This window comes from Pseudomonas sp. BO3-4 (assembly GCF_034044115.1).
Taxonomy (GTDB): Bacteria; Pseudomonadota; Gammaproteobacteria; order Pseudomonadales; family Pseudomonadaceae; genus Aquipseudomonas; species Aquipseudomonas alloputida.
The window spans coordinates 2,730,717-2,750,091 of sequence record NZ_CP139018.1 but is presented as its reverse complement, the minus strand read 5'-3'; the positions used below and the strand labels follow the sequence as shown (position 1 = coordinate 2,750,091).

Below are 19,375 nucleotides of genomic sequence, written 5' to 3'. Positions count from 1 at the left end.
GGAGCGAATGGTTTCGTTTGATCTGCAACGGATGCTGATAGGCGACTTTCCTTTTACCTTTCTGCTGGAAGTTGCTGTGCGTGTTTCAGCGGCCTTCCTGGCCGTGTTCTTCTTTCTGAAATTCAGTGGCCGGCGCGGTATCAGACAGCTGTCCCGGTTCGAGCTCGTGGTCATTCTCACCCTGGGCTCAGCGGCCGGCGATGTAACCTTTTATGAAGATGTACCGCTGCTGCCGGTGGCCTTGGTTTTCCTCACGCTGTTCATGCTTTACCGAGGAACGGTCTACCTCATGAGGCGAGACAGAACCTGCGAGGCCTGGATCGACGGGCTGCCGGTTACGGTAGTGAAAGAGGGCATGTACGAAGTCCATTCGCTGCGTCACATGAACATTTCACCGAATGAGCTGTTCATGGAGCTACGCCAGCAAGGTGTCGAGCACCTGGGCCAGGTTCGACTGGGCCTTCTGGAAACCGATGGCGATCTCAGTTTGTATTTCTATGACCAGCAAGACACACGCCCCGGCCTGTCAGTGCTGCCGGTCGAGCATCGCCCAGAGTACACATCGCCGCCCGGCGCAGGTTTGCATTGCTGCGTGGGCTGTGGTTGTCCGGCCTACCATGAGCCTCACGACACCCTGGCGTGTTCACGTTGCGGTCATACGGTGTGGTCGCCTGCATTGGAGACTGTACGCAACCGTTAGCCTGTTTTCCCTCTACCGCCAAGCATCGAGCAGGAACTCTGCTTGCTGTTTGCAGGCCCTTATGAGAGTCCTGTCAGTACGAGGAGCACAATGATGAGTGCACAATTGAACGGCAATCGCGTGCCTTTCTGGTCACCAATGGCTTTGAACAGGTGGAACTGACCGGCCCGCGTGATGCCTTGGAAAACAGCGGCGCGGTGGTCGATATCCTGAGCGAGGCACTGGCAGACTGACCCTGCTTCTGTTCAGCGCGTGCTGGTCGCCCATGGTGCCGACCAGCACGCACTGATCACGCCAGCTGGATGAAAACTGAATAGCCGCCCAGCAACACCCAGAAGCACAGGAAAATCCAGGGCGTGCGCAAGGAAAACAGCAGCGATTTGCGGTGCCCCGCCTGAGAGGTTTCGGCCTCGCAGAACAGCGGCGACTCGTCATAGGCCAGGCCCATCATCGGCTCGCTGCGCAGCAGGTGGCTCTGCTTCATCTGCCAGTGCTCGATAATCCGGAAGGCCGCGCGGATGCCAGGCCAGGCATTCAGTGTACTGAGCACGCCGAGCAGTGCGAGAAAAGCCGGGACCATCAGGGTGAACATTTCGCCCCAGCTTTGGTTCAGGTTACCCATCGATGACACGTAGGCGATCACCAGGAACGACTGGGCCGCAAGATAAGCGTCGGTACGGTTGGCCAGGATGGTGGTCTCATACTGAATTTCGCGTCGATAGAAATCCAGCCTCTCCTTGGGCGTACCGAACATCCTCTCGTTCGTCTGATCGATCTCATGTTCCGGCGTGGAAGGCGTGATGATTCGAGGCACCGCAGACTCCTTGATAACGTGGGCCTCACCCATGCCAGCAAGCCCCGTCAGCGGTAGAGCCATGCGGTGGGTAAAAATTCACTGGGAATGGGTGCATCAACCGCTCGTCGCTCAGCACGAAGATCCACTTCAACACCGGCCTGGCGCGCCTTTCGAATGGGAATGAGCGTTCCAAACCTGCAGGAGCTTCCAGCATGAGCGACTACCCTACCCCGCCATTCCCTTCCCAACCGCAAAGCGTTCCCGGTTCCCAGCGCAGGATGGATCCTTATCCGGACTGCGGTGAGCAGAGCTACACCGGCAACAATCGCCTCGCAGGCAAGATCGCCTTGATAACCGGTGCTGACAGCGGCATCGGGCGTGCGGTGGCCATTGCCTATGCCCGAGAAGGCGCTGACGTTGCCATTGCCTATCTGAATGAACACGACGATGCGCAGGAAACCGCGCGCTGGGTCAAAGCGGCGGGCCGCCAGTGCCTGCTGCTACCCGGCGACCTGGCACAGAAACAGCACTGCCATGACATCGTCGACAAGACCGTGGCGCAGTTTGGTCGCATCGATATCCTGGTCAACAACGCCGCGTTCCAGATGGCCCATGAAAGCCTGGACGACATTGACGACGATGAATGGGTGAAGACCTTCGATACCAACATCACCGCCATTTTCCGCATTTGCCAGCGCGCTTTGCCCTCGATGCCAAAAGGCGGTTCGATCATCAACACCAGCTCGGTCAACTCGGACGACCCGTCACCCAGCCTGTTGGCCTATGCCGCGACCAAAGGTGCCATTGCCAATTTCACTGCAGGCCTTGCGCAATTGCTGGGCAAGCAGGGCATTCGCGTCAACAGCGTCGCACCCGGCCCGATCTGGACCCCGCTGATCCCGGCCACCATGCCTGATGAGGCCGTGAGGAACTTCGGTTCCGGTTACCCGATGGGGCGGCCGGGTCAACCTGTGGAGGTGGCGCCAATCTATGTCTTGCTGGGGTCCGATGAAGCCAGCTACATCTCGGGTTCGCGGTACGCCGTGACGGGGGGCAAACCTATCCTTTGAATGTGCTGCCGAGGCCTGCATACGCGGGCTTTGGGGCTTCTGGCAGCGCGTAATCGCAGCGTGACCTCGAAGCGCGCTTTGCCAGCCATCATCGACGTTGAACCCTGCCGCCCACTGTCACTCAATTCCATGCAAGCCATTGTTCATTCGCCCGCGACGAGGTGACACCATGAATGCTATCGATTTGCTGATTCAAGACCATAAGTTGGTCAAGAAACTGCTGGAAGAGCTCTGCGCGACCACCCAGGGTTCAGCAGTGAAAACGCGCAGGCACCCCGCTACGCTGTTCAAGCTTCATCGGTCCAACGAGCGTCACCGAACGCTCGCGGGGCTTTCAACAACAATGTGAAGCTGCCGGTCAGTTGCTGACGCAGCTCTTTGGGCATGGAGAACGCGAAATGCACAAGCCATGAACCATCACCTAAATGGAACGTTTCACGGCGGTACAACGTGACTTGCTGTTCGGAAATACCGATGCACACGGCTACCGAAAAATCGCTTGGTTCTTCGTCCACGGGAGAGCCCCTGGCAAGCAAGCGCGCGCGGCGCTCTGATGGTGTGGCCCCTACTGGCAGATAAACACTGCCGGCATCCTCAAGGCTTGGCCGTTCGCTCTTTTTTCCACTGCGCCCTGGAGACACCATCAGCGTAGCCGGTGACACCGATCGCTACCTGCTGAATGCGGCCGCCATGCTGAAGGAAAGCTTCGACCTGCTCGCAGATGCGCACATGGGCTTTTTGGGCCGCGCTGGGGTACGTCTGGGACATGTTGGCCTCTCGGTTATGAGCCACTGAACGACAGTCACCCGAGCAGGCACTATACACCCTGCAGTGCCATCAGCGTCTGAAGCCTGCCAAAACCCTGCTTTTGTCGACCGAAGGGCGTGGCCATGGTGAGCTGCAAGCGCACAAGCCCAGGAATGCTTGCTCGAACATATGGAAATACGTATATTCGGCTTTCCGTATGTACAGGCACCCCCATGATCACACCGCCCGATGTCTTCAAGAGCCTCTCTGACGAAACCCGCGCTCGCGCCACGCTGCTTATCGCCAGCCTGGGCGAACTGTGCGTCTGCGAACTGATGTGCGCGCTGGACGACAGCCAACCCAAGATCAGTCGCCATCTGGCACAACTGCGCAGCACTGGCATGCTGCTGGACCGCCGTCAGGGCCAATGGGTGTATTACCGCCTGAATCCGGAACTGCCTTCCTGGGTTCACGAAATGCTTCAGGTCACCTTGCACGCCAATTCGCAATGGCTGGCTGACAATGCCCTTCGGCTGAAGAACATGGACGGTCGCCCCGTGCGTGATTCCGTCTGCTGCTGATCATCACCAAGCGAGATTTTCATGCTGCCCGCCATTGCTGTCTTCGTCTTCACCCTCATACTGGTCATCTGGCAGCCCAAGGGGCTCGGTGTTGGCTGGAGCGCCGCGCTAGGCGCCATCATCGCCCTGGCTACAGGCGCCGTTTCACTGCATGACATCCCTGCCGTATGGGCCATTGTCTGGAACGCCACCGCCACGTTCATCGCGGTCATCATCATCAGCTTGCTGCTGGATGAGGCCGGTTTCTTCGAATGGGCCGCATTGCATGTGGCGCGTTGGGCAAACGGCAGCGGCTACCGCCTGTTCGCCTTCTGCATACTGCTCGGCGCCGCTGTATCGGCGCTGTTCGCCAACGACGGTGCGGCGCTGATCCTCACCCCCATCGTCATGTCGATGCTGCTCGCGCTGCGCTTCTCACCTGCAGCGACACTGGCCTTTGTCATGGCCGCAGGCTTCATTGCCGACACGGCCAGCCTGCCGCTGGTGGTCTCCAACCTGGTCAATATCGTCTCGGCCGACTACTTCGGCCTGGGCTTCGCCGAATACGCATCGGTGATGGTGCCGGTGAATATCGCCAGCGTGGCGGCCACCCTGCTGGTGCTGTTTCTGTACTTCCGTCGTGATATCCCCAGGCAGTACGCGCTCGATGCGCTGAAGGCGCCAAGCGAGGCAATTCATGACCACGCCACCTTCAAAGTCGGTGGGTGGGTGCTGCTGGTGTTGCTTGCAGGCCTGTTCGTACTGGAACCTCTGGGCATCCCGATCAGTGCGGTGGCCGCCGTCTGTGCCGCAATCCTCTTTGCCGTGGCCGCTCGCGGTCACCGCATCTCAACCCGTCGCGTGCTGCGGGAAGCGCCGTGGCAGGTGGTGATTTTTTCTCTGGGCATGTATCTGGTGGTGTACGGCCTGAAGAACGCCGGCCTCACGGACATGCTCACCCACCTGCTGGACAGGCTTGCCGAGCAGGGCCTGTGGAGCGCGGCCATTGGCACCGGGTTGATCTCCGCGCTGCTGTCCTCAGTCATGAACAACATGCCCAGCGTGCTGATCGGCGCCTTGTCGATCCAGGCCAGCGGCGCAGAGGGCGTGGTACGTGAGGCGATGATCTACGCCAACGTCATCGGCTGCGACCTCGGCCCGAAGATCACCCCGATTGGCAGCCTCGCCACACTGCTTTGGCTGCATGTGCTGGCGCGTAAAGGCATGCGCATCACCTGGGGTTACTACTTCAAGGTCGGCCTGCTGCTCACCGTACCGGTTTTGCTGATCACCCTTTCTGCTCTGGCAATGCGCCTGAGTCTCTGACATTCGCCCCCCAGCGGAGGAGCCCTCCATGCGAGTCCTGTTCATGTGCACGGCCAACAGCTGCCGCAGCATCCTTTCCGAAGCAATGTTCAACCACCTGGCACCGCCCGGTTTCGAGGCAGTCAGCGCTGGCAGTTTCCCCAAGGGCCAGGTGTTGCCACGCAGCCTGAGCACGTTGCAGCAGGCCAATATCTCGACCCAGGGCTTGAGCAGCAAAGGCAACAATGCGTTCGAGGGCAACCCACCCGACATCGTCATCACCGTCTGCGACAAGGCTGCGGGCGAAGCCTGCCCGGTGTATTTCGGCCCTGCGCTGAAGTCGCATTGGGGGCTGGAAGACCCGTCCGATGTCGTGGGTGACGAAGCTTCGGTCGATGCGGCGTTCCGCGCCACACTGGCCCGCATCGAATCTCGCTGCCAGGCCTTCTTCGCACTGCCGTTCGATCAACTCGACCGCGAGCAGCTCAAGCACGCGCTGGATCGCATCGGCTCGCTTTGAACAGGAAGAAAACATGTCCGAGCAACTGCCTAACCTCGACCTCACGCTGTTCGACCTGCCGCCTTCGGCAACCCCGACCAGCGAACACAAACCACGCATCCTGCTGCTGTACGGGTCTACCCGAGAACGCTCCTTCAGTCGCTTGCTGGTAGAAGAAGCCGCGCGCCTCCTGGAGCACTTCGGTGCCGAAACCCGCACCTTCGACCCGTCGGGCCTGCCGCTGCCTGACGATGTCCCCGTGGAGCATCCCAAGGTGCAGGAGCTGCGAGAACTGGTGCAATGGTCAGAAGGCCAGGTGTGGTGCTCGCCGGAGCGCCATGGGGCGATGTCTGCGGTGTTCAAGGCACAGATCGACTGGATTCCGTTGGCGCTGGGGGCATTGCGCCCCACCCAAGGCAAGACCCTGGCCGTGATGCAGGTATGCGGCGGATCGCAGTCGTTCAACGTGGTCAACCAGTTGCGTGTGCTGGGCCGCTGGATGCGGATGTTCACCATCCCGAACCAGTCTTCGGTACCCAAGGCTTATCTGGAGTTCGACGACACCGGGCGGATGAAGCCATCGCCGTACTACGATCGCGTGGTTGATGTCATGGAGGAGCTGGTGAAGTTCACCGTGCTGCTGCGCGACCGCCAGGCATTCCTGGTGGATCGCTATTCGGAGCGCAAGGAAAGCGCCGAGCAGCTGTCTGAGCGGGTCAATCAGCGATCCATCTGACGCAAACGTGATTCAAGACAGTGGAAACGACAGGGTAGCGGCCAGCCCGCCACCCGCTCTGTTTTCAAGGCGTACCTGCCCCCCCATACGGTCGATGATGGTCGTGACGATGGAGAGCCCGAGGCCAGCACCATTTGGGCTGTTTCGGCTATAGAAGCGTTCGAATACACGGGATAGGCTCTCCTCGTCGATACCCGTCCCTTCATCCTCGACGACCAGTTCGATACGGCTGGCCAGGCGCCTCAGTGACACGGCTATGCGCCCCCCAGGCGGTGAATGTTCTACCGCGTTGGACACAAGATTTTGTAGCGCAATGCCCAGCGCGCCAGCGTCGACCTGCAGATGAAGGCCCCCTTCGCCTATGTCCAGCGAGGGTTCCAGGCCACGGTCCAGTATCCATGGGGTCAATTCAGCCAGGGTTTCGGTGACGACCTCGGCCAGGTCGATACGGGCGCTGGCTCGCTGCCCCAGTTTTGGCTCAACGCGGGCCAATGTCAGCAACTGGTTGACCACCCGTGTCAGCCGATCGACCCCGCCCACAAGAAAGCCCAGGGCTTTCTCGCGCTCGGCATCATTGCTGGCGGCCAGCGCGTTCTGCGCGTGCAGCCGCAGTACGGCCAGAGGCGTACGCATTTCGTGGGCAGCATCGGCAATGAAGCGATGCTCACGCCGCAGCAGATCGTCGATCTGCGCCAGCAAGCGATTGATGGCCGCCTGCATGGGCTCCAGTTCAGTGGGAAGCGGTACCAGTTGCAGCGGCTCCAGCGAATCGGCATGGCGCCTGCGGATGACATTGGCCATGTTCTGCAGTGGCCGCAGCCCCCAGCCGATCGCAGCCCACACCAGCAGTGCCAACGCCAGGCTGCCAAGCAGGAACGGGAACAGCGTGTGGCGAACGATGCGGTCGATCAGGTCGTAGCGCACATCATCACGCTCACCCACCCAGATAAGCCAGTGCTTTTCCGGCACCGGCAAAACGAAACCGCGCCATTGTTCACCGCCACTGGAAAAGTCGTAGAACCCTGGAGCAGTGGGTGGTGGGTCGATGGGTGGCGCACTGGGTGTATGCACCAGCAACGCCATGCCTTCTCCCCAGACCTGGAACGCCAGCTTGCTTTCGTAAGGGTGGCCCACCTGATGCCGCCCTGCTTTGCCCAAGGCATCGTTGAAGGCCTGATACAGCGCCTCACGCGAGCCCTCTTGTACCGGCATGCTCATGACGCCTTGCAGCAAACGCGCGTTCTGGGCCAGGTGCGCGTCATACACCTCGTTAATTTCGTGGCTGCTGTCGTGGTAGTTATAGAGCGCGAGCAAGCCGGTACCGAGTAGCAGCAAGAGCATCACGCGCCACAGCGTGCGCTGGCGAAGCGAGGTCATGCCTTGACCTCGACCAGATAGCCAATGCCACGCACCGTGCGAATCAGGCCGTTGAACAGCTTCTTGCGCAGGTGGTAGATGTTCACCTCCAGCGTGTTGCTCTCCGGTTCTTCATCCCAGCCATACAGCAGTTGAGTGAGGCGCTCACGCGTGAATACCTTGCCGGGATGTGCCAGCAACTCATGCAACAGCACATACTCTTTGGGGGTGAGCACAACTTCGACGCCATTGTAGTGCACTTGCTGGGTGGCCGGGTCCAGGCTGACCCCGGCATGCTCGATCAGCACCTTGGCGCGCCCTACGCTGCGCCGCAGCAAGGCGCGCAAGCGCGCCTTGAGCTCGTTGAGGTCGAAAGGCTTGACCAGGTAATCATCGGCGCCGGCATCCAGGCCGGCAATGCGATCATCAAGGGCATCCCGCGCGGTGAGGATCAGCACCGGCAAGCTGTCGCCGCCGGCGCGTAATCGCCTGAGTAGCTCGAGGCCATCCATACGGGGCAATCCAAGATCCAGGATCAGCAGGTCGAAGGTCTCGTGTTGCAGCGCATGCAAGCCACTGACACCGTCACACAACCAGTCGAGGGTGTACCCCTCCTGGCGCAAGCCGTCGCAGATCCCTTCCCCCAGTGCAATGTCATCCTCAACCAGCAACAGCCGCATGTTCAGTCCTGTTTGTCCTTGATGGCCTTGAGTAAAGCATCGATATCGGCACGCCGGCCCTGGTCAGCCAACTCACGCCCCGGCCGGGGCGGTGCCTGCAAGGCTTTCTGCAGGGCGGCGGTAGCTTCAGGGTAGCGCTTTTGCCGATACAGATGATCAGCCCAGAAATAGTTGCTGTCGATACCGTTGGGGTTGATCTGCAAGGCTTTGCGCAGCATCTTGTCGGCCATTTCGGCATCACCGAAACCGATAGGCCAGCCGGGCACCTGGTCATACAGCGTGCCCAGGCTGGTGTAGGCCGAACCTTGCAGGGCGTTGGGGTCCAGCTTCATGGCCTGCTCCAGGCTGGCTTTCGCCGCCTTGACCTTGCCCAGTGCACCGAGGCCACCCGTCGCCCCCGCCCAACTGCTGTTGATGATGCCCTCCCAGATCAAGGGTTCAGGTGTGCCCGGATACTGATGAACAAACGTTGCTGCATCGCCTGCCAGCTTTTCGAAGGCGTCGGCACGCGTGTCCTTGGGCATTTGGTACTGAATCTGCGCCCAGCGCTGCTGCAGATCACTCAGGCGCTGGCTGCCTGCCTGGTCCAATGCCCAGGTGAAGGGTGCAAATGCCAGCAAGCTGGCAATGAACAGACGCTTCATTTGTTCGACTCCTTGGAGTGGCTACCGATATAGCGGCGAATGACTGGCAGTTGCTTGCGCAGTGCGCGATCGACTATGCCCGGCAACATCCCGTTGATACGCACGAAGAGCTTTTCCGGCCACCCCAGATAAAGCTCGGTGCGCTCGGATTGCACCGCCTCGAGCACAGCACGGGCGACGTCCGCAGGGTCGTCCATGCCAACTTTCAGCGCTTGATTGAGCGCAGTCGCAGCACTGCTGTTCATCGTTGTGCGGGTCGCCCGGGGGGCGGCATACAGCACGTTCACCGTGGTGTCGGCCAACTCGCGGCGCAGCGCTTCCGAAAAACCACGCAGCGCAAACTTGCTGGCGCAGTAGGTGGCGTAGCCGGGGTAGCCGATCGAGCCATAGGTCGACCCGACATTGACCACCAACGCCTTGGGCTGAGCACGCAGCAACGGCAGGCAGGCCCGGGTCAGTTGCAAGGGTGCCTTCAGGTTGATGTCCAATAGCTCGTCCAGCGCATACTCATCCAGCTGGTCGAGCAGAGCGAAGCGATTCACGCCAGCCGCGTTGATCAGCACATTGACAGCCCCCATCTCGCGTGCCCGCTCGATGACATGTTCGCGCCCTGACGGGCTGCGCAGGTCGGCCTCCTGCCAGCGCAGACGATCAGGGTACCGGTTCATCAGGCCAGCCAGCTTGCCCATATGCCGACTGACGGCCAACACCTGGGCACCGGCAGCACAGAGCTGTTCAGCCAGCTCCAGGCCTATGCCCCCACTGGCGCCGGTGAGGATCACCACGGACTCAGCCAAACGCATGGTGCACCTCTTGCTGCCCGGCATGCGGCAAGCCCTGGAACATCTCGGTGTACAAGCGGTAGACGACCTTGGCCGCGTGGAGGACGGCCTGCTGGTCACCGGCATCGTCGAGGCGGTCCATCAACTGTTTGTAGGTCACCATGTGCTCCTGGTCGAGCGCACCGTGCGAGCTGAGGTAGCTGAACGCCTGGTCTGGCAGTGCCAATGTGTTCTGGATAACGCCCGCCGCCTGGGTGGCCAGGGCGATGCTGGTGCCTTCAAGCACGTTGACCATGCCGAACAACCCAACCGGGTTGCCACGGGCGATAAGGTCGTACAGGTAGGCGACCATCAGCTCGATGGATTGCACCGGCTGGCCATCGCGCACGGCCTCCCAGTCACCGCCGCACGCTTTGATGTCGTTGAGGATCCACTGCTCGTGGCCGTATTCCTCTTCAATGTATTCGCAGACCGCGCCGCGCAGCCACTCCAGCCGCAGCGGCAATCGAGCCCCACAGGCCATCATCAGCGGCACGGTATGGCGCACGTGGTAATAGGCCTGGGTCAGGAAGGCGACGTAGCTGTCCAGGCTGACCTGGCCGGCCAGCGCTTCGCGGATCACCGGTACGGCGAACAGCGCCTGACGCTCTTGGGCGGTTTGTACTTGCAGGGTGTCGAAAAAGGACATTGTGAACCTCACAACGAGATGTCGGACAACAGGGTGTGGTAACGCTGCAAGATCGCCTCACGTCGCGGGCGGCCATTGGCAGTCAGGGTTTCGTCAAGCGTGCTCAGAGGCACTGGCAAGCGGCGCCAGGTGTGCACCCTGGCGTAATCGGGCAATCGCGCGTTGCATTGCTGTACGGCCTGTTCGATGGCCTCGTCGCTGATGCCGGGATCCAGCGGCCAGAGCAAGGCAAGGTTGCGTGGCAAGGCCTCGCCATGCACGAAAGCCTGGGCGATCACGCCACTTTGGCTCAGCTCGGCTTCTACCCACTCCGGGTTGACGTTGCGCCCGAAGCTGGTGATGAACTGATGCTTCTTGCGGCCATCCAGGTAGAGGTAGCCCTCCTCATCGAGGTGCCCTACATCGCCTGTTGCCCACCACTGCCCGGTTACCGGCGGCTCTCCCAGGTAGCCCAGCAATATCGAGCCGGCCACCAAAACTTCGCCATCGTCGGCAATGCGCACCTGCACATGCGGCAATGGCTTGCCGACGCTCCCAGGGCGCACAGCCCCTGTGCGGTTGAGCGCCACTACCGAGGCGCACTCAGACAAGCCGTAACCTTCGAACACCGGCAAACCGACCGCCTCGGCCCGCGCGAGCAGGCTTGGCGATACCCGAGCGCCGCCTACCGCCACCAAACGCAGAGGGCCGACCCGCATCAGCCCGCGTTCGATCGCTGTCACCAGCCCCATCAGCAGTTGCGGCACAAGGATCAGGCTCTGCGCACCACTGAGGGCGATTGCGCCCAGCAGGCGCTTGAAATCGACCTGGCTCGCGCCTCCCATCCCCAACTGCTGCTGCGGATAGAGCTGCACACAAGCGCCAGCCATGAGCGCGGCGTAGACGCCCAGGTTTTCCAGCAGAACACCCAGTGGCAGTACCGCCAGGTATCGCTGCGGCTCGGTTGGGCGGCTGGCGGCCTCCAGCTCATGCGCCACACGCAGCAGGGTTTCAGCGCTCAGGCACACGCCTTTGGGCGTGCCGGTGCTACCGGAGGTGTAAGTGATCTTGGCAGTGCCCTCAGGCAGCGCCGGGGCGACAAAACTGTCACGCTGCCACACGCCAGCTGGCGCCTGCCGGGCAAAGCCAAGCGCAACGAGCTGTTCGGCCCACTGCGCCTCGCACACGACCGCCGTGACCCCGCTTTGCTGCAAGCAGTGCTGGAACTGGGTCGCGCTGAAAAACGACGGCACTGTCACAGTGGCGCGTTCGGCGAACAGCGCCGCCAAATCCCAGAATAGCGCCTCGGGCCCGTTATCCAGCACCACGGCGAAGGTTCCCGGTGGTTGGCTACGCAGGCAGCCCGCACGAGATTCGACTTCGTCGAGCAGTTGCCGGTAGGTGTAACGCTGCGCATCGCCCTGGACGGCCACGGCGTCAGGATGTTCCAGGGCATGCTGGCGCAACAGTGCCTGAAAGGCAGTCAGTTCATGCCGCATGGCCGGTCTCCAGGGTTAGCATGGGAAACCCAAGCCGCTCGAACATGCCCGCCTGCTTCAGGGCATCGAAGCCAAAGCCTATGTTGCCGGCAAATACCTGGGGTCGCTGGTCGTAGTAGGTCCCCCATTGGTCCACTTGGCCCTGCAAGCGCGCAGGATCCGCTGAGGCCAGCACAGTGGGCACCAGCCCCAGTCGCTGGAAACTGTTGAACAGTGTCGCGGCGCCCGTGAATGCGACCCACTCCAAACCGCGCATGGCCAGCAACCACGTCACGGCAATGATCATTATTCGAGCGCTGCCGGCGCTGAGCGAGGCCAGGTTGCCTACTTCTACTATGCAGTTGCGATCCGGTGAGGCACCGGTTACCCGTGAAACAGCGGATTCCAGAGGCTCGTCCAGGTACCGCTCAAGAAAGAGCGGCCCTTCGCTGGCCGGTCGCATGCCCGCCGCCGCGATCAGGCGACCGTGGCTACCCTGCAAGGCAAGCAGTTCCGGCAGGTAATGCTGCACATCCGCCTGGTGCACGCAGGCAAAGCGCTCGTGTATGAAGTGCTCCAGCTCGCCTCGCCCATGATCGCCGCTGAGGTGAAGAGAAAGATGCGCCTGATGATCGGCATGGCTACCGATGGGTAACGGAAGCAAACTGTGCCATTGATGAGTCTGAGTCATGAAATTTCCCCGCCTGGGTGCGACGGAGGGAATTATCGGGGCCGAATCTGAATGCAATCTGAAGTCGGCTACTGTCGGAGCGCCTCAGCCCGGTGCTCGTTCATGTGCTGAATTGACTATGACCGGGCACGACGCGTGCCCAGCTCGATCCAGACGGGTGCATGGTCGCTGGCCTTGGCCTCGTTACGCACCCACGCATCGACACCCGCCCGCTTCAGATAAGGCGCAAGCTCGAGGTTGAGCAACAGATGATCGATCCGCAACCCGGCATTGCGGACCCAGTGGTTACGGAAATAGTCCCAGAAGGTGTAGACACGCTCGTCCGGGTACAAATGGCGTATGGCATCGAGCCAGCCCTGATCAAGCAGTCGTTGGTAACACGCTCGCGACTCAGGCTGCAGCAGTGCATCCTTCAGCCAGGAACGCGGGTTATAGATGTCCATGTCGGTGGGCACGACATTGAAATCCCCTGCCAGCAGCGTGGGGTGGCCACTTCCATAGAGGCTGCGCGCATGCTGGATCAGGCATTCGAACCAGTGCAGCTTGTAATCGAACTTGGGCCCGGGCTGCGGGTTGCCGTTCGGCAGGTAGAGGCAAGCGACCAACACCCCGTGTGCCGCAGCTTCCAGATAGCGGCTCTGGCTGTCCTCTTCCAGGCCGGGCAAGCCGCGGCGAACCTCGAGCGGATCGCTGCCCCGCACCAGAATGGCCACGCCGTTCCATGACGGTTGCCCATGATGAAGGCTGCCATAGCCTGCTGCCTCCAGCTCCGCGCGAGGGAACTGCTGATCGGCCGCCTTCAGCTCCTGCAGGCAGGCAATGTCGGGCTGCTCCCGCTCCAGCCAGGCCAGCAGCGCCGGCAAACGGCTGCGGATGCCATTGATGTTGAAGGTGGCAATCTTCAGCGCTTTCATGCGTCCGGGTCGCTCACATGGGCCTGCACTGCATCTTCCAGCGCGCGGATATGCGCCTCATCGGCCAGCGCCTTGAGCGCCAACCAGTCGTCCCAGTCGATGGCACCGTCGTCGCGCAGGGCCTCGGCTGTGCGAAGCAGTTCATGGTGGTAGGCATCCGGTGACGCGCGCCGGTAACTGATGTCGTCGTACTGGGCGTACCAGGCTTCAAGCTCGGGAATGTTGCGTTCGATGCTCATGAAAGCGTCCTCGCTGTACCCTTTGCTTGTCAGAACCCGGGCACAGCGCGACGTTCAATCAGGGCGTCACTGAAAGTAATGGGGATACCGTGCCATGTCGCTCTCCAGCTTGTCCGCATCCGCGGCCCTCTTGCGCACTTCGGCATAAAAAAGCTGGCACTGGTTCTGAAACCTGGTGAAATCACGGTTGGCTGTTTCAATGGCACTGCTCAGGTCGCACCCTTCAAGGCCCTCAATAAGTCGCTGTGAGGAGGTATACGCCTGCCAGCAGGCTTCAACCTGCTGCAGCCCCTTTGCAAGGTTCTCGGTGTCGATAGTCGCCATTGCAGCACCCTCTTTGGACCAAGCCTGGTCCGTCGGTGTGAATCGCCAGAGCGACGATAACGGGATGAAGCCTGTCACGACGCGCTTCGGCTGGAAGCGTAGACTATTTCGACGCAGATGCCCCAGGGTCAAAAGGCAGTCCAGCCTGCAGCCGTGGGCTTGCCCGCGAACACCGGCGAAGCCGGTGCCCTGCACCGCAGGGCATTCTCCACGGCAAAGGCGGCACTTGCCGGAGCTGTGCAAGCCCCGGCAAGCCCCGACAAAGGGGTCAACGCAGATAGTCCTGAACCCACTTCACCCAACAATCAGCGCCAATTTTCACCAACGCATCATTGAAATCGTAGTGGGGGTTATGCACCGAGCACCCATGGAACTCGCCCGTGCCATTGCCCAGCATGAAGTAACAGCCAGGCCGCGCCTGTAACATGTAGGCAAAGTCTTCGGTGCCCATGACCTTCTTCGGCATCTTGTCCAGCAGCGCGCCGTCGGCGAACAACGGCCTCAGGCTGTCACGCAGCAACGCGCTTTCGTGATCGCTGTTGCACAAGGCGGGCGCCAGTTGGGTGAATTGCACCTCGATCTCCACGCCATAGCTTTCTGCGTGCCCCTTGGCCAGGGCGTCAATGCGGCTGTTGATCTTCTGCTGGGTCTGGGCCGTGTCGGTGCGCACGCTCAGCAACATGCAGGCCTCGTCAGGGATGATGTTGTAGACGGTGCCGGCCTGGATCATGCCGATGCTGATCACGGCGTAGTCCTCGACGCTCAGGTTGCGCGACTTGATGGTCTGGATGCCACTGATCAGGCTGTTCAACGCCATCACCGGGTCTACCGACAGCTCCGGCATCGCACCGTGCCCGCCTTTGCCGGTAATCCGAATGCTGACGCGTTCGGAAGACGCCATGGTGGGCCCCGCCTGCACCACGCACGTGCCCACCGGCAGGCCGGGCATGTTATGCAGCGCATACACCGAGTCGCACGGAAAACGCTCGAACAGGCCGTCGTCGATCATCGCCTTGGCCCCCGCCAGGCCTTCCTCGTCGGGCTGGAATATCACGTTCAACGTCCCGTTGAACTGGCGTGTAGCCGCCAGTTGCGCAGCGGCTGCCAGCAGGATCGCGGTATGCCCGTCATGGCCACAGGCATGCATCCGGCCGGGGATCTTGCTGGCATGCGCAAACGCATTCTTTTCGCCCATGGGCAGTGCGTCCATGTCTGCACGCAAACCGATGCTGCGCGGGCTGTCCCCCACTTTCAGCACGCCGACCACACCATGCCCACCTACATTGCGATGCACTTCATAGCCCAACGCTTGCAGCTTGTCGGCTACCAGGGCCGCTGTATCGGGGGTGTCGCCGCCAATTTCCGGCGCAGCGTGGATCTGCCGGCGCAGCATGACGAACTCATCCAGCTCGGCAGCTGAGCTCGGTGTTTGATTGCTCTGCAAAATACCCATATCACTCGCATCCTTTGTTTTCGGGGAAGTACCTGAGGCAGGCTAGGCTGACGATGCCGCCGGCCAGCAGGAAGTAAGCTGGCGCCAACGGCGTGTCCAGCGCTGCAATCAGCCAGGTGGCCACCAATGGCGAGAAACCACCGAACAGGGTCACCCCCAGGCTGTAGCTGACCGAGGTGCCGAACGAGCGCCTGGCCTTCGGAAAGCCCTCCATGATCAGCGCGAAGAACGCACCGGCACCGATACAGGTCGGCAAGATCAGGATCGCCACGCCCATCATGGCCAGGCCCATGTGCTGCACTTGCCCAAGCAGATAGAACACGGGCAGGGTCAACACCACCGGTGCGGCGACCGTCCACACCAGCAGGCGTTTTCTGAGCTGATACTTGTCGGCGAATTTGCCGGCCAACGGGCAGATGACGGCCATGCAACCGCTACTGATGCAGGCAATCGCCATCGCGCTGCCGGGTGGATAATGCAAGGCGGTGGTCAGGTAGGTCGGCATGTAGAACACGAACAGGTACATGCCAATGGTCGAGCTGGCCATCAGGCCGATGCCTTGGGCGATGCGTTTGAGCAGTTCGGCATCCAGCCCCTGCTCTGCCTTCTGCGCCGGTGCCGCCTCATGGGTCTCCGGCAACCGCGTGCGTATGTACCAACCGACCGGCCCGATCAGCAGGCCAAAAATGAACGGTATGCGCCATCCCCAGCTTTCCAGCGCGGAAGGGTCGAGCAACTGGCTGAGGGCCAGGCCAAAGCCGGCCCCCACCAAGGCGGCATAGCCTTGGCTGGCGGCCTGCCAGCTGACGCTCTGGCAGCGATTGCCGACTGCACTGGATTCCATCAGGAACACCGACGCGGTACCGACCTCCCCGCCTGCCGACATGCCCTGGATGAGCCGGCCGGTCACCAGCAGCAAGGTGGCGAAAATCCCGATCTGTGAATACGTGGGCGCAAAGGCAATCATTGCGGTGCCCAGGGTCATCAGCCCGATGGTCAGGCTCAAAGCGGCCTTGCGTCCATGCCGGTCAGCATAGCGGCCGATGACCATCGCCCCGACCGGGCGCATCAGGAAACCGACGCCAAAGGTGGCCAGCGACATCAACAACGACGCCATGGCCGAGTCAGAGGGGAAGAAGTGCTTGCCGATCAGTACAGCGAAGAAGCTGTAGATCGTGAAGTCGTACATTTCCAGCGCATTGCCCAACGAGCAGGCGACCAAGGTTTTACGGGAGGACGATACCTGCGCGGCTGAATGCGCACCTTTTTGCAGGCTCGGCGATGTGGGTAGCGGTCTGATCATTGTTGTCTCCGTTGGCAAATCGCGGCGTGCAGCGAATATCAGCCAATCGGGCACCCAATACACTTGCAGTTTCGGCATAGGGATAACCAATGATTAATTAGCTGGCGCGATCGTTGGCCAAATTGCCCTGAGCTGGCGCACAGTCCGCCCTCGCTCCGCGCGCGGCCCCAATAACGCCCACAGATCAGCATCCGTAGCGCAGCGTTGACGCGGGTACCAAGCCTGTCTAACGCGGATGCGCTCGCCAATCCACACGCCGCGCCAGCCCTTGATTAACCAAACGGCATGACCTGACCGAATAAGCAATCACGCTGCAACGTTCTGTTCACCGACGCTAAAGCCACCCCATCACCGTGCTGGCCTGGAGTCGTGAATGAACACTCGCATTACGTCGTTGCTGTTGATGATCCAAGGGGCTTGCCTTGCTGCGCAGGCACAGGCAGAGGGTTTTCCGACGCTCGCGCGGATTGCGCCGGGTTTTGGTTATTACGGGCTGGATTACGGCTTCGATGACACGCTCAAGGTGTACGGCACCGTGGATGCATTCGCCAGCTATCACGACTCACAGCACCACTCGGGTTTCAGGCTGGCCGGTGGCGGCGCCTGGACCAACAAGCTCGGGCTGTACGCACGCAAGGCGCTTGACCCCGATACCGTGGTGGAGCTTGACGTCGAGGAGGGTTTCAACCTCAATGGCGAGGCCCTGGAGGGCACCTGGGACACCGTCGGTACCCTGCGCCTGGCGACAGTCGCGCTGCGCTCGCGCACCCTGGGCAAGCTCGAGTTCGGCAAGACCTACGGCATGGCCACGCCCACCTACGCCGACCCGTTCCTGGCCACCTATGGCTCGCCCTACACCTACCTGGCCCTGCCTGCCGCCGGCAAGGGGGCCTATTACCTTGACCTGCGCCCCAAGCACACCCTGGCCTACACCAGCCCGACCTTCAGCGGCTTCAGCCTCGGTACCGCGCTGAGCTTCGGCTTCGACGATGCCGCCAGCGCTGGGCGCACCGTGCGTGGCGGTGGCGCCCGGCTGCAGTACCACAACAGCCGGGTGATGTTGCTGGCCTCCTACAACCGTTACTACAGCGACCCATGGGACGACGGCGGCGTTTCACGCCAGACCGCCAACGATTTCAAGAGCCTGTCGGCGTTCTACGATTTCGGCCCGCTGGCCACCAGCCTCACCTGGCAGCGTCAGGATGTGGACCAGGCCGGCACGCCCAGCACCACGCTGTACACTTTCGGCATGATGGCGCCAGTGGGCGAACTGGACGTGCTGCGCCTGGCGGTGATGCAACGCCAGGTCAGCGCCCGCGACAAGGACGCGTGGGGTGTGATGATCGGCTATGACCATTTCATCAACCCCCGCTGGGCCCTCTATGGACGCCTCGGCATGATCGCCAACCAGCGCGCCTCGTCGGTCACCTACGCCGGGACCCCGGTGGACCAGGCGGGCGATAACCCAAGCAACGTCTCGCTAGGCATGTACTACCACTTCTGACCCCACGGGGCGGGTCTGCTTGAGCACCTGCCCGCGCAAGCTGTGGAACAGCTCCTGGGCAGGCGCCGTGAGGCTGTGGCGGTCAATGCAGACCAGGTTGATGGGGTAATCCGGAATCAACTCCTGCACCGCCATGGCTACGAACTCGCAATCGATACCGTAGGTAGACCCTTGGTCCACCGCCAGCTCGCTGATGGTCATCAACGATTCCGTGTTCTTCAACAGCTTCAGCGCCATCATCACTGAAGTGCATTCAACAGTGTTCTGTGGCACTCGAAGGCCATTGGCTTCGAACAGTTGGTGAAACTGCGAAGCCTGGTCCGACAACTCGTCCAGGCTGATCCAGGGGGCGTATTGCAAGGTGCGCAGTGACTGGCTGAACTTCTGCCGATTCGAGGCGTGGCAAATCACCCTGCCCTTGATACTGCCCAGCGCCTCCCAGTCCAGGCTCAGCCGACTCAGCGGTTGCTGCGAAGTAATGGCAAAGTCCAGGCTGCCATCGCGCAAGCGCTGCAGGATCTGGCTGGGACGCAGGTCGGTGATGGTGATCTTCACCCGCGGGTACTTGCGCCGAAAGGCCAGGATACTTTCATCGACGCCATCGAGCATCGCCGTCAACGACGTAACCCCGATCGACACGGCGCCCAGCGCCGCATCCTGAATGCTCGCCGCTTCGATCTGCAGGCGGCGTATGCTCTCTACCACGAGGTTGGCATGGCGGATGACACGCTTGCCTTCCTCGGTAAGGGCCATGCCTTTGTGCGACCGCTGCAACAGGGTAAACCCCACCTCCCGCTCCAGCTCCTTGATCGAACGGCTCAGCGCGGGCTGAGTAATGTGCATGAGCTTGGAGGCTTCGAGGATGCTGCCTGCGTTATGAATGGCGACCAGCGCCCTGAGTTGGTGAAGTTTCAACCGTTTATACCT

At 61.4% G+C, this 19,375-nt stretch carries 23 protein-coding genes and 2 pseudogenes; 9 read left to right on the top strand and 16 right to left on the bottom strand.

Annotated elements, in window-relative coordinates:
* Positions 1-7 precede the first annotated feature (7 nt).
* A complete protein-coding gene (locus REH59_RS12755; RefSeq protein WP_320450578.1) occupies positions 8-700 on the top strand; it encodes a DUF421 domain-containing protein in 693 nt (230 codons plus the stop codon).
* A 93-nt stretch (positions 701-793) separates the two neighbouring features.
* Positions 794-918: pseudogene (locus REH59_RS12750) on the top strand (protease); the annotation flags it as partial.
* A gap of 71 nt (positions 919-989) precedes the next feature.
* On the opposite strand, the gene REH59_RS12745 reads toward REH59_RS12750, so the two are convergent.
* A complete protein-coding gene (locus REH59_RS12745; RefSeq protein WP_047602983.1) occupies positions 990-1,514 on the bottom strand; it encodes a hypothetical protein in 525 nt (174 codons plus the stop codon).
* 194 nt (positions 1,515-1,708) lie between these two features.
* On the opposite strand from REH59_RS12745, the gene REH59_RS12740 reads away from it, so the two are divergent.
* Together REH59_RS12740 and REH59_RS12735 are read left to right on the top strand one after the other, a co-directional pair.
* A complete protein-coding gene (locus tag REH59_RS12740; protein WP_014860473.1) occupies positions 1,709-2,566 on the top strand; it encodes a glucose 1-dehydrogenase in 858 nt (285 codons plus the stop codon).
* A 169-nt stretch (positions 2,567-2,735) separates the two neighbouring features.
* Positions 2,736-2,834 (top strand): annotated as a pseudogene (locus REH59_RS12735) (hemerythrin domain-containing protein); the annotation flags it as partial.
* Between the two features lie 19 nt (positions 2,835-2,853).
* Here the strand turns inward: REH59_RS12735 and REH59_RS12730 are convergent.
* Both REH59_RS12730 and REH59_RS12725 read right to left on the bottom strand, forming a co-directional pair.
* Positions 2,854-3,081, bottom strand: coding sequence for a hypothetical protein (locus tag REH59_RS12730; protein WP_003254020.1), 228 nt, complete (start codon positions 3,079-3,081; stop codon positions 2,854-2,856).
* A gap of 79 nt (positions 3,082-3,160) precedes the next feature.
* Positions 3,161-3,334, bottom strand: coding sequence for a hypothetical protein (locus tag REH59_RS12725; RefSeq protein ID WP_019751183.1), 174 nt, complete (start codon positions 3,332-3,334; stop codon positions 3,161-3,163).
* Between the two features lie 212 nt (positions 3,335-3,546).
* Between REH59_RS12725 and REH59_RS12720 the strand changes: the two genes are divergently transcribed.
* Genes REH59_RS12720 through arsH form a run of 4 tightly spaced genes read left to right on the top strand, consistent with a single transcriptional unit; the run spans position 3,547 to position 6,413 of the window.
* The gene (locus REH59_RS12720; RefSeq protein ID WP_003254021.1) at positions 3,547-3,894 is read left to right on the top strand and encodes a metalloregulator ArsR/SmtB family transcription factor; all 348 of its coding nucleotides are present in this window, start codon (positions 3,547-3,549) and stop codon (positions 3,892-3,894) included.
* 21 nt (positions 3,895-3,915) lie between these two features.
* Entirely contained in the window at positions 3,916-5,199 is a 1,284-nt protein-coding gene (locus REH59_RS12715; protein ID WP_014860472.1) for an arsenic transporter, read from the top strand.
* Between the two features lie 28 nt (positions 5,200-5,227).
* Positions 5,228-5,698: an arsenate reductase ArsC gene (locus tag REH59_RS12710; protein WP_003254026.1), complete on the top strand. Its 471-nt coding sequence runs from the start codon at positions 5,228-5,230 to the stop codon at positions 5,696-5,698.
* A gap of 13 nt (positions 5,699-5,711) precedes the next feature.
* Complete coding sequence (gene arsH / locus REH59_RS12705; protein WP_003254027.1) at positions 5,712-6,413, top strand: arsenical resistance protein ArsH; 702 nt, start codon at positions 5,712-5,714, stop codon at positions 6,411-6,413.
* Between the two features lie 12 nt (positions 6,414-6,425).
* On the opposite strand, the gene REH59_RS12700 is transcribed toward arsH, so the two are convergent.
* The 12 genes from REH59_RS12700 to REH59_RS12645 form a co-directional block, all read right to left on the bottom strand.
* The gene (locus tag REH59_RS12700) at positions 6,426-7,790 is read right to left on the bottom strand and encodes a sensor histidine kinase (RefSeq protein ID WP_014860471.1); all 1,365 of its coding nucleotides are present in this window, start codon (positions 7,788-7,790) and stop codon (positions 6,426-6,428) included.
* On the bottom strand, positions 7,787-8,449 hold the full coding sequence (locus tag REH59_RS12695; RefSeq protein WP_014860470.1) for a response regulator: 663 nt from the start codon (positions 8,447-8,449) through the stop codon (positions 7,787-7,789). Before REH59_RS12695 ends, REH59_RS12700 begins: the two co-directional genes overlap by 4 nt.
* Before the next feature lie 2 nt (positions 8,450-8,451).
* The gene (locus tag REH59_RS12690) at positions 8,452-9,093 is read right to left on the bottom strand and encodes a hypothetical protein (RefSeq protein WP_003254032.1); all 642 of its coding nucleotides are present in this window, start codon (positions 9,091-9,093) and stop codon (positions 8,452-8,454) included.
* The gene (locus REH59_RS12685) at positions 9,090-9,896 is read right to left on the bottom strand and encodes an SDR family oxidoreductase (protein ID WP_004576501.1); all 807 of its coding nucleotides are present in this window, start codon (positions 9,894-9,896) and stop codon (positions 9,090-9,092) included. Before REH59_RS12685 ends, REH59_RS12690 begins: the two co-directional genes overlap by 4 nt.
* A complete protein-coding gene (locus tag REH59_RS12680; protein ID WP_014860469.1) occupies positions 9,883-10,563 on the bottom strand; it encodes a TenA family transcriptional regulator in 681 nt (226 codons plus the stop codon). The genes REH59_RS12685 and REH59_RS12680 overlap by 14 nt, the downstream gene beginning before the upstream one ends.
* 8 nt (positions 10,564-10,571) lie before the next feature.
* Entirely contained in the window at positions 10,572-12,041 is a 1,470-nt protein-coding gene (locus REH59_RS12675; protein WP_014860468.1) for an AMP-binding protein, read from the bottom strand.
* The gene (locus REH59_RS12670) at positions 12,031-12,711 is read right to left on the bottom strand and encodes a thermostable hemolysin (protein WP_014860467.1); all 681 of its coding nucleotides are present in this window, start codon (positions 12,709-12,711) and stop codon (positions 12,031-12,033) included. The genes REH59_RS12675 and REH59_RS12670 overlap by 11 nt, the downstream gene beginning before the upstream one ends.
* Positions 12,712-12,827: 116 nt before the next feature.
* The gene (gene xth / locus REH59_RS12665; RefSeq protein WP_014860466.1) at positions 12,828-13,625 is read right to left on the bottom strand and encodes an exodeoxyribonuclease III; all 798 of its coding nucleotides are present in this window, start codon (positions 13,623-13,625) and stop codon (positions 12,828-12,830) included.
* On the bottom strand, positions 13,622-13,864 hold the full coding sequence (locus REH59_RS12660; RefSeq protein ID WP_003254042.1) for a hypothetical protein: 243 nt from the start codon (positions 13,862-13,864) through the stop codon (positions 13,622-13,624). The genes xth and REH59_RS12660 overlap by 4 nt, the downstream gene beginning before the upstream one ends.
* 66 nt (positions 13,865-13,930) lie before the next feature.
* Positions 13,931-14,188, bottom strand: a complete 258-nt coding sequence (locus REH59_RS12655) for a hypothetical protein (protein WP_014756338.1) — start codon at positions 14,186-14,188, stop codon at positions 13,931-13,933.
* A 268-nt stretch (positions 14,189-14,456) separates the two neighbouring features.
* Complete coding sequence (locus REH59_RS12650; protein ID WP_014860465.1) at positions 14,457-15,641, bottom strand: M20 aminoacylase family protein; 1,185 nt, start codon at positions 15,639-15,641, stop codon at positions 14,457-14,459.
* A 1-nt stretch (position 15,642) separates the two neighbouring features.
* On the bottom strand, positions 15,643-16,944 hold the full coding sequence (locus tag REH59_RS12645; RefSeq protein WP_014860464.1) for an MFS transporter: 1,302 nt from the start codon (positions 16,942-16,944) through the stop codon (positions 15,643-15,645).
* A 373-nt stretch (positions 16,945-17,317) separates the two neighbouring features.
* Between REH59_RS12645 and REH59_RS12640 the strand changes: the two genes are divergently transcribed.
* Complete coding sequence (locus REH59_RS12640) at positions 17,318-18,448, top strand: porin (protein ID WP_014860463.1); 1,131 nt, start codon at positions 17,318-17,320, stop codon at positions 18,446-18,448.
* Here the strand turns inward: REH59_RS12640 and REH59_RS12635 are convergent.
* A complete protein-coding gene (locus REH59_RS12635) occupies positions 18,425-19,363 on the bottom strand; it encodes a LysR family transcriptional regulator (RefSeq protein ID WP_004576494.1) in 939 nt (312 codons plus the stop codon). The genes REH59_RS12640 and REH59_RS12635 overlap by 24 nt on opposite strands.
* Positions 19,364-19,375: the final 12 nt, after the last annotated feature.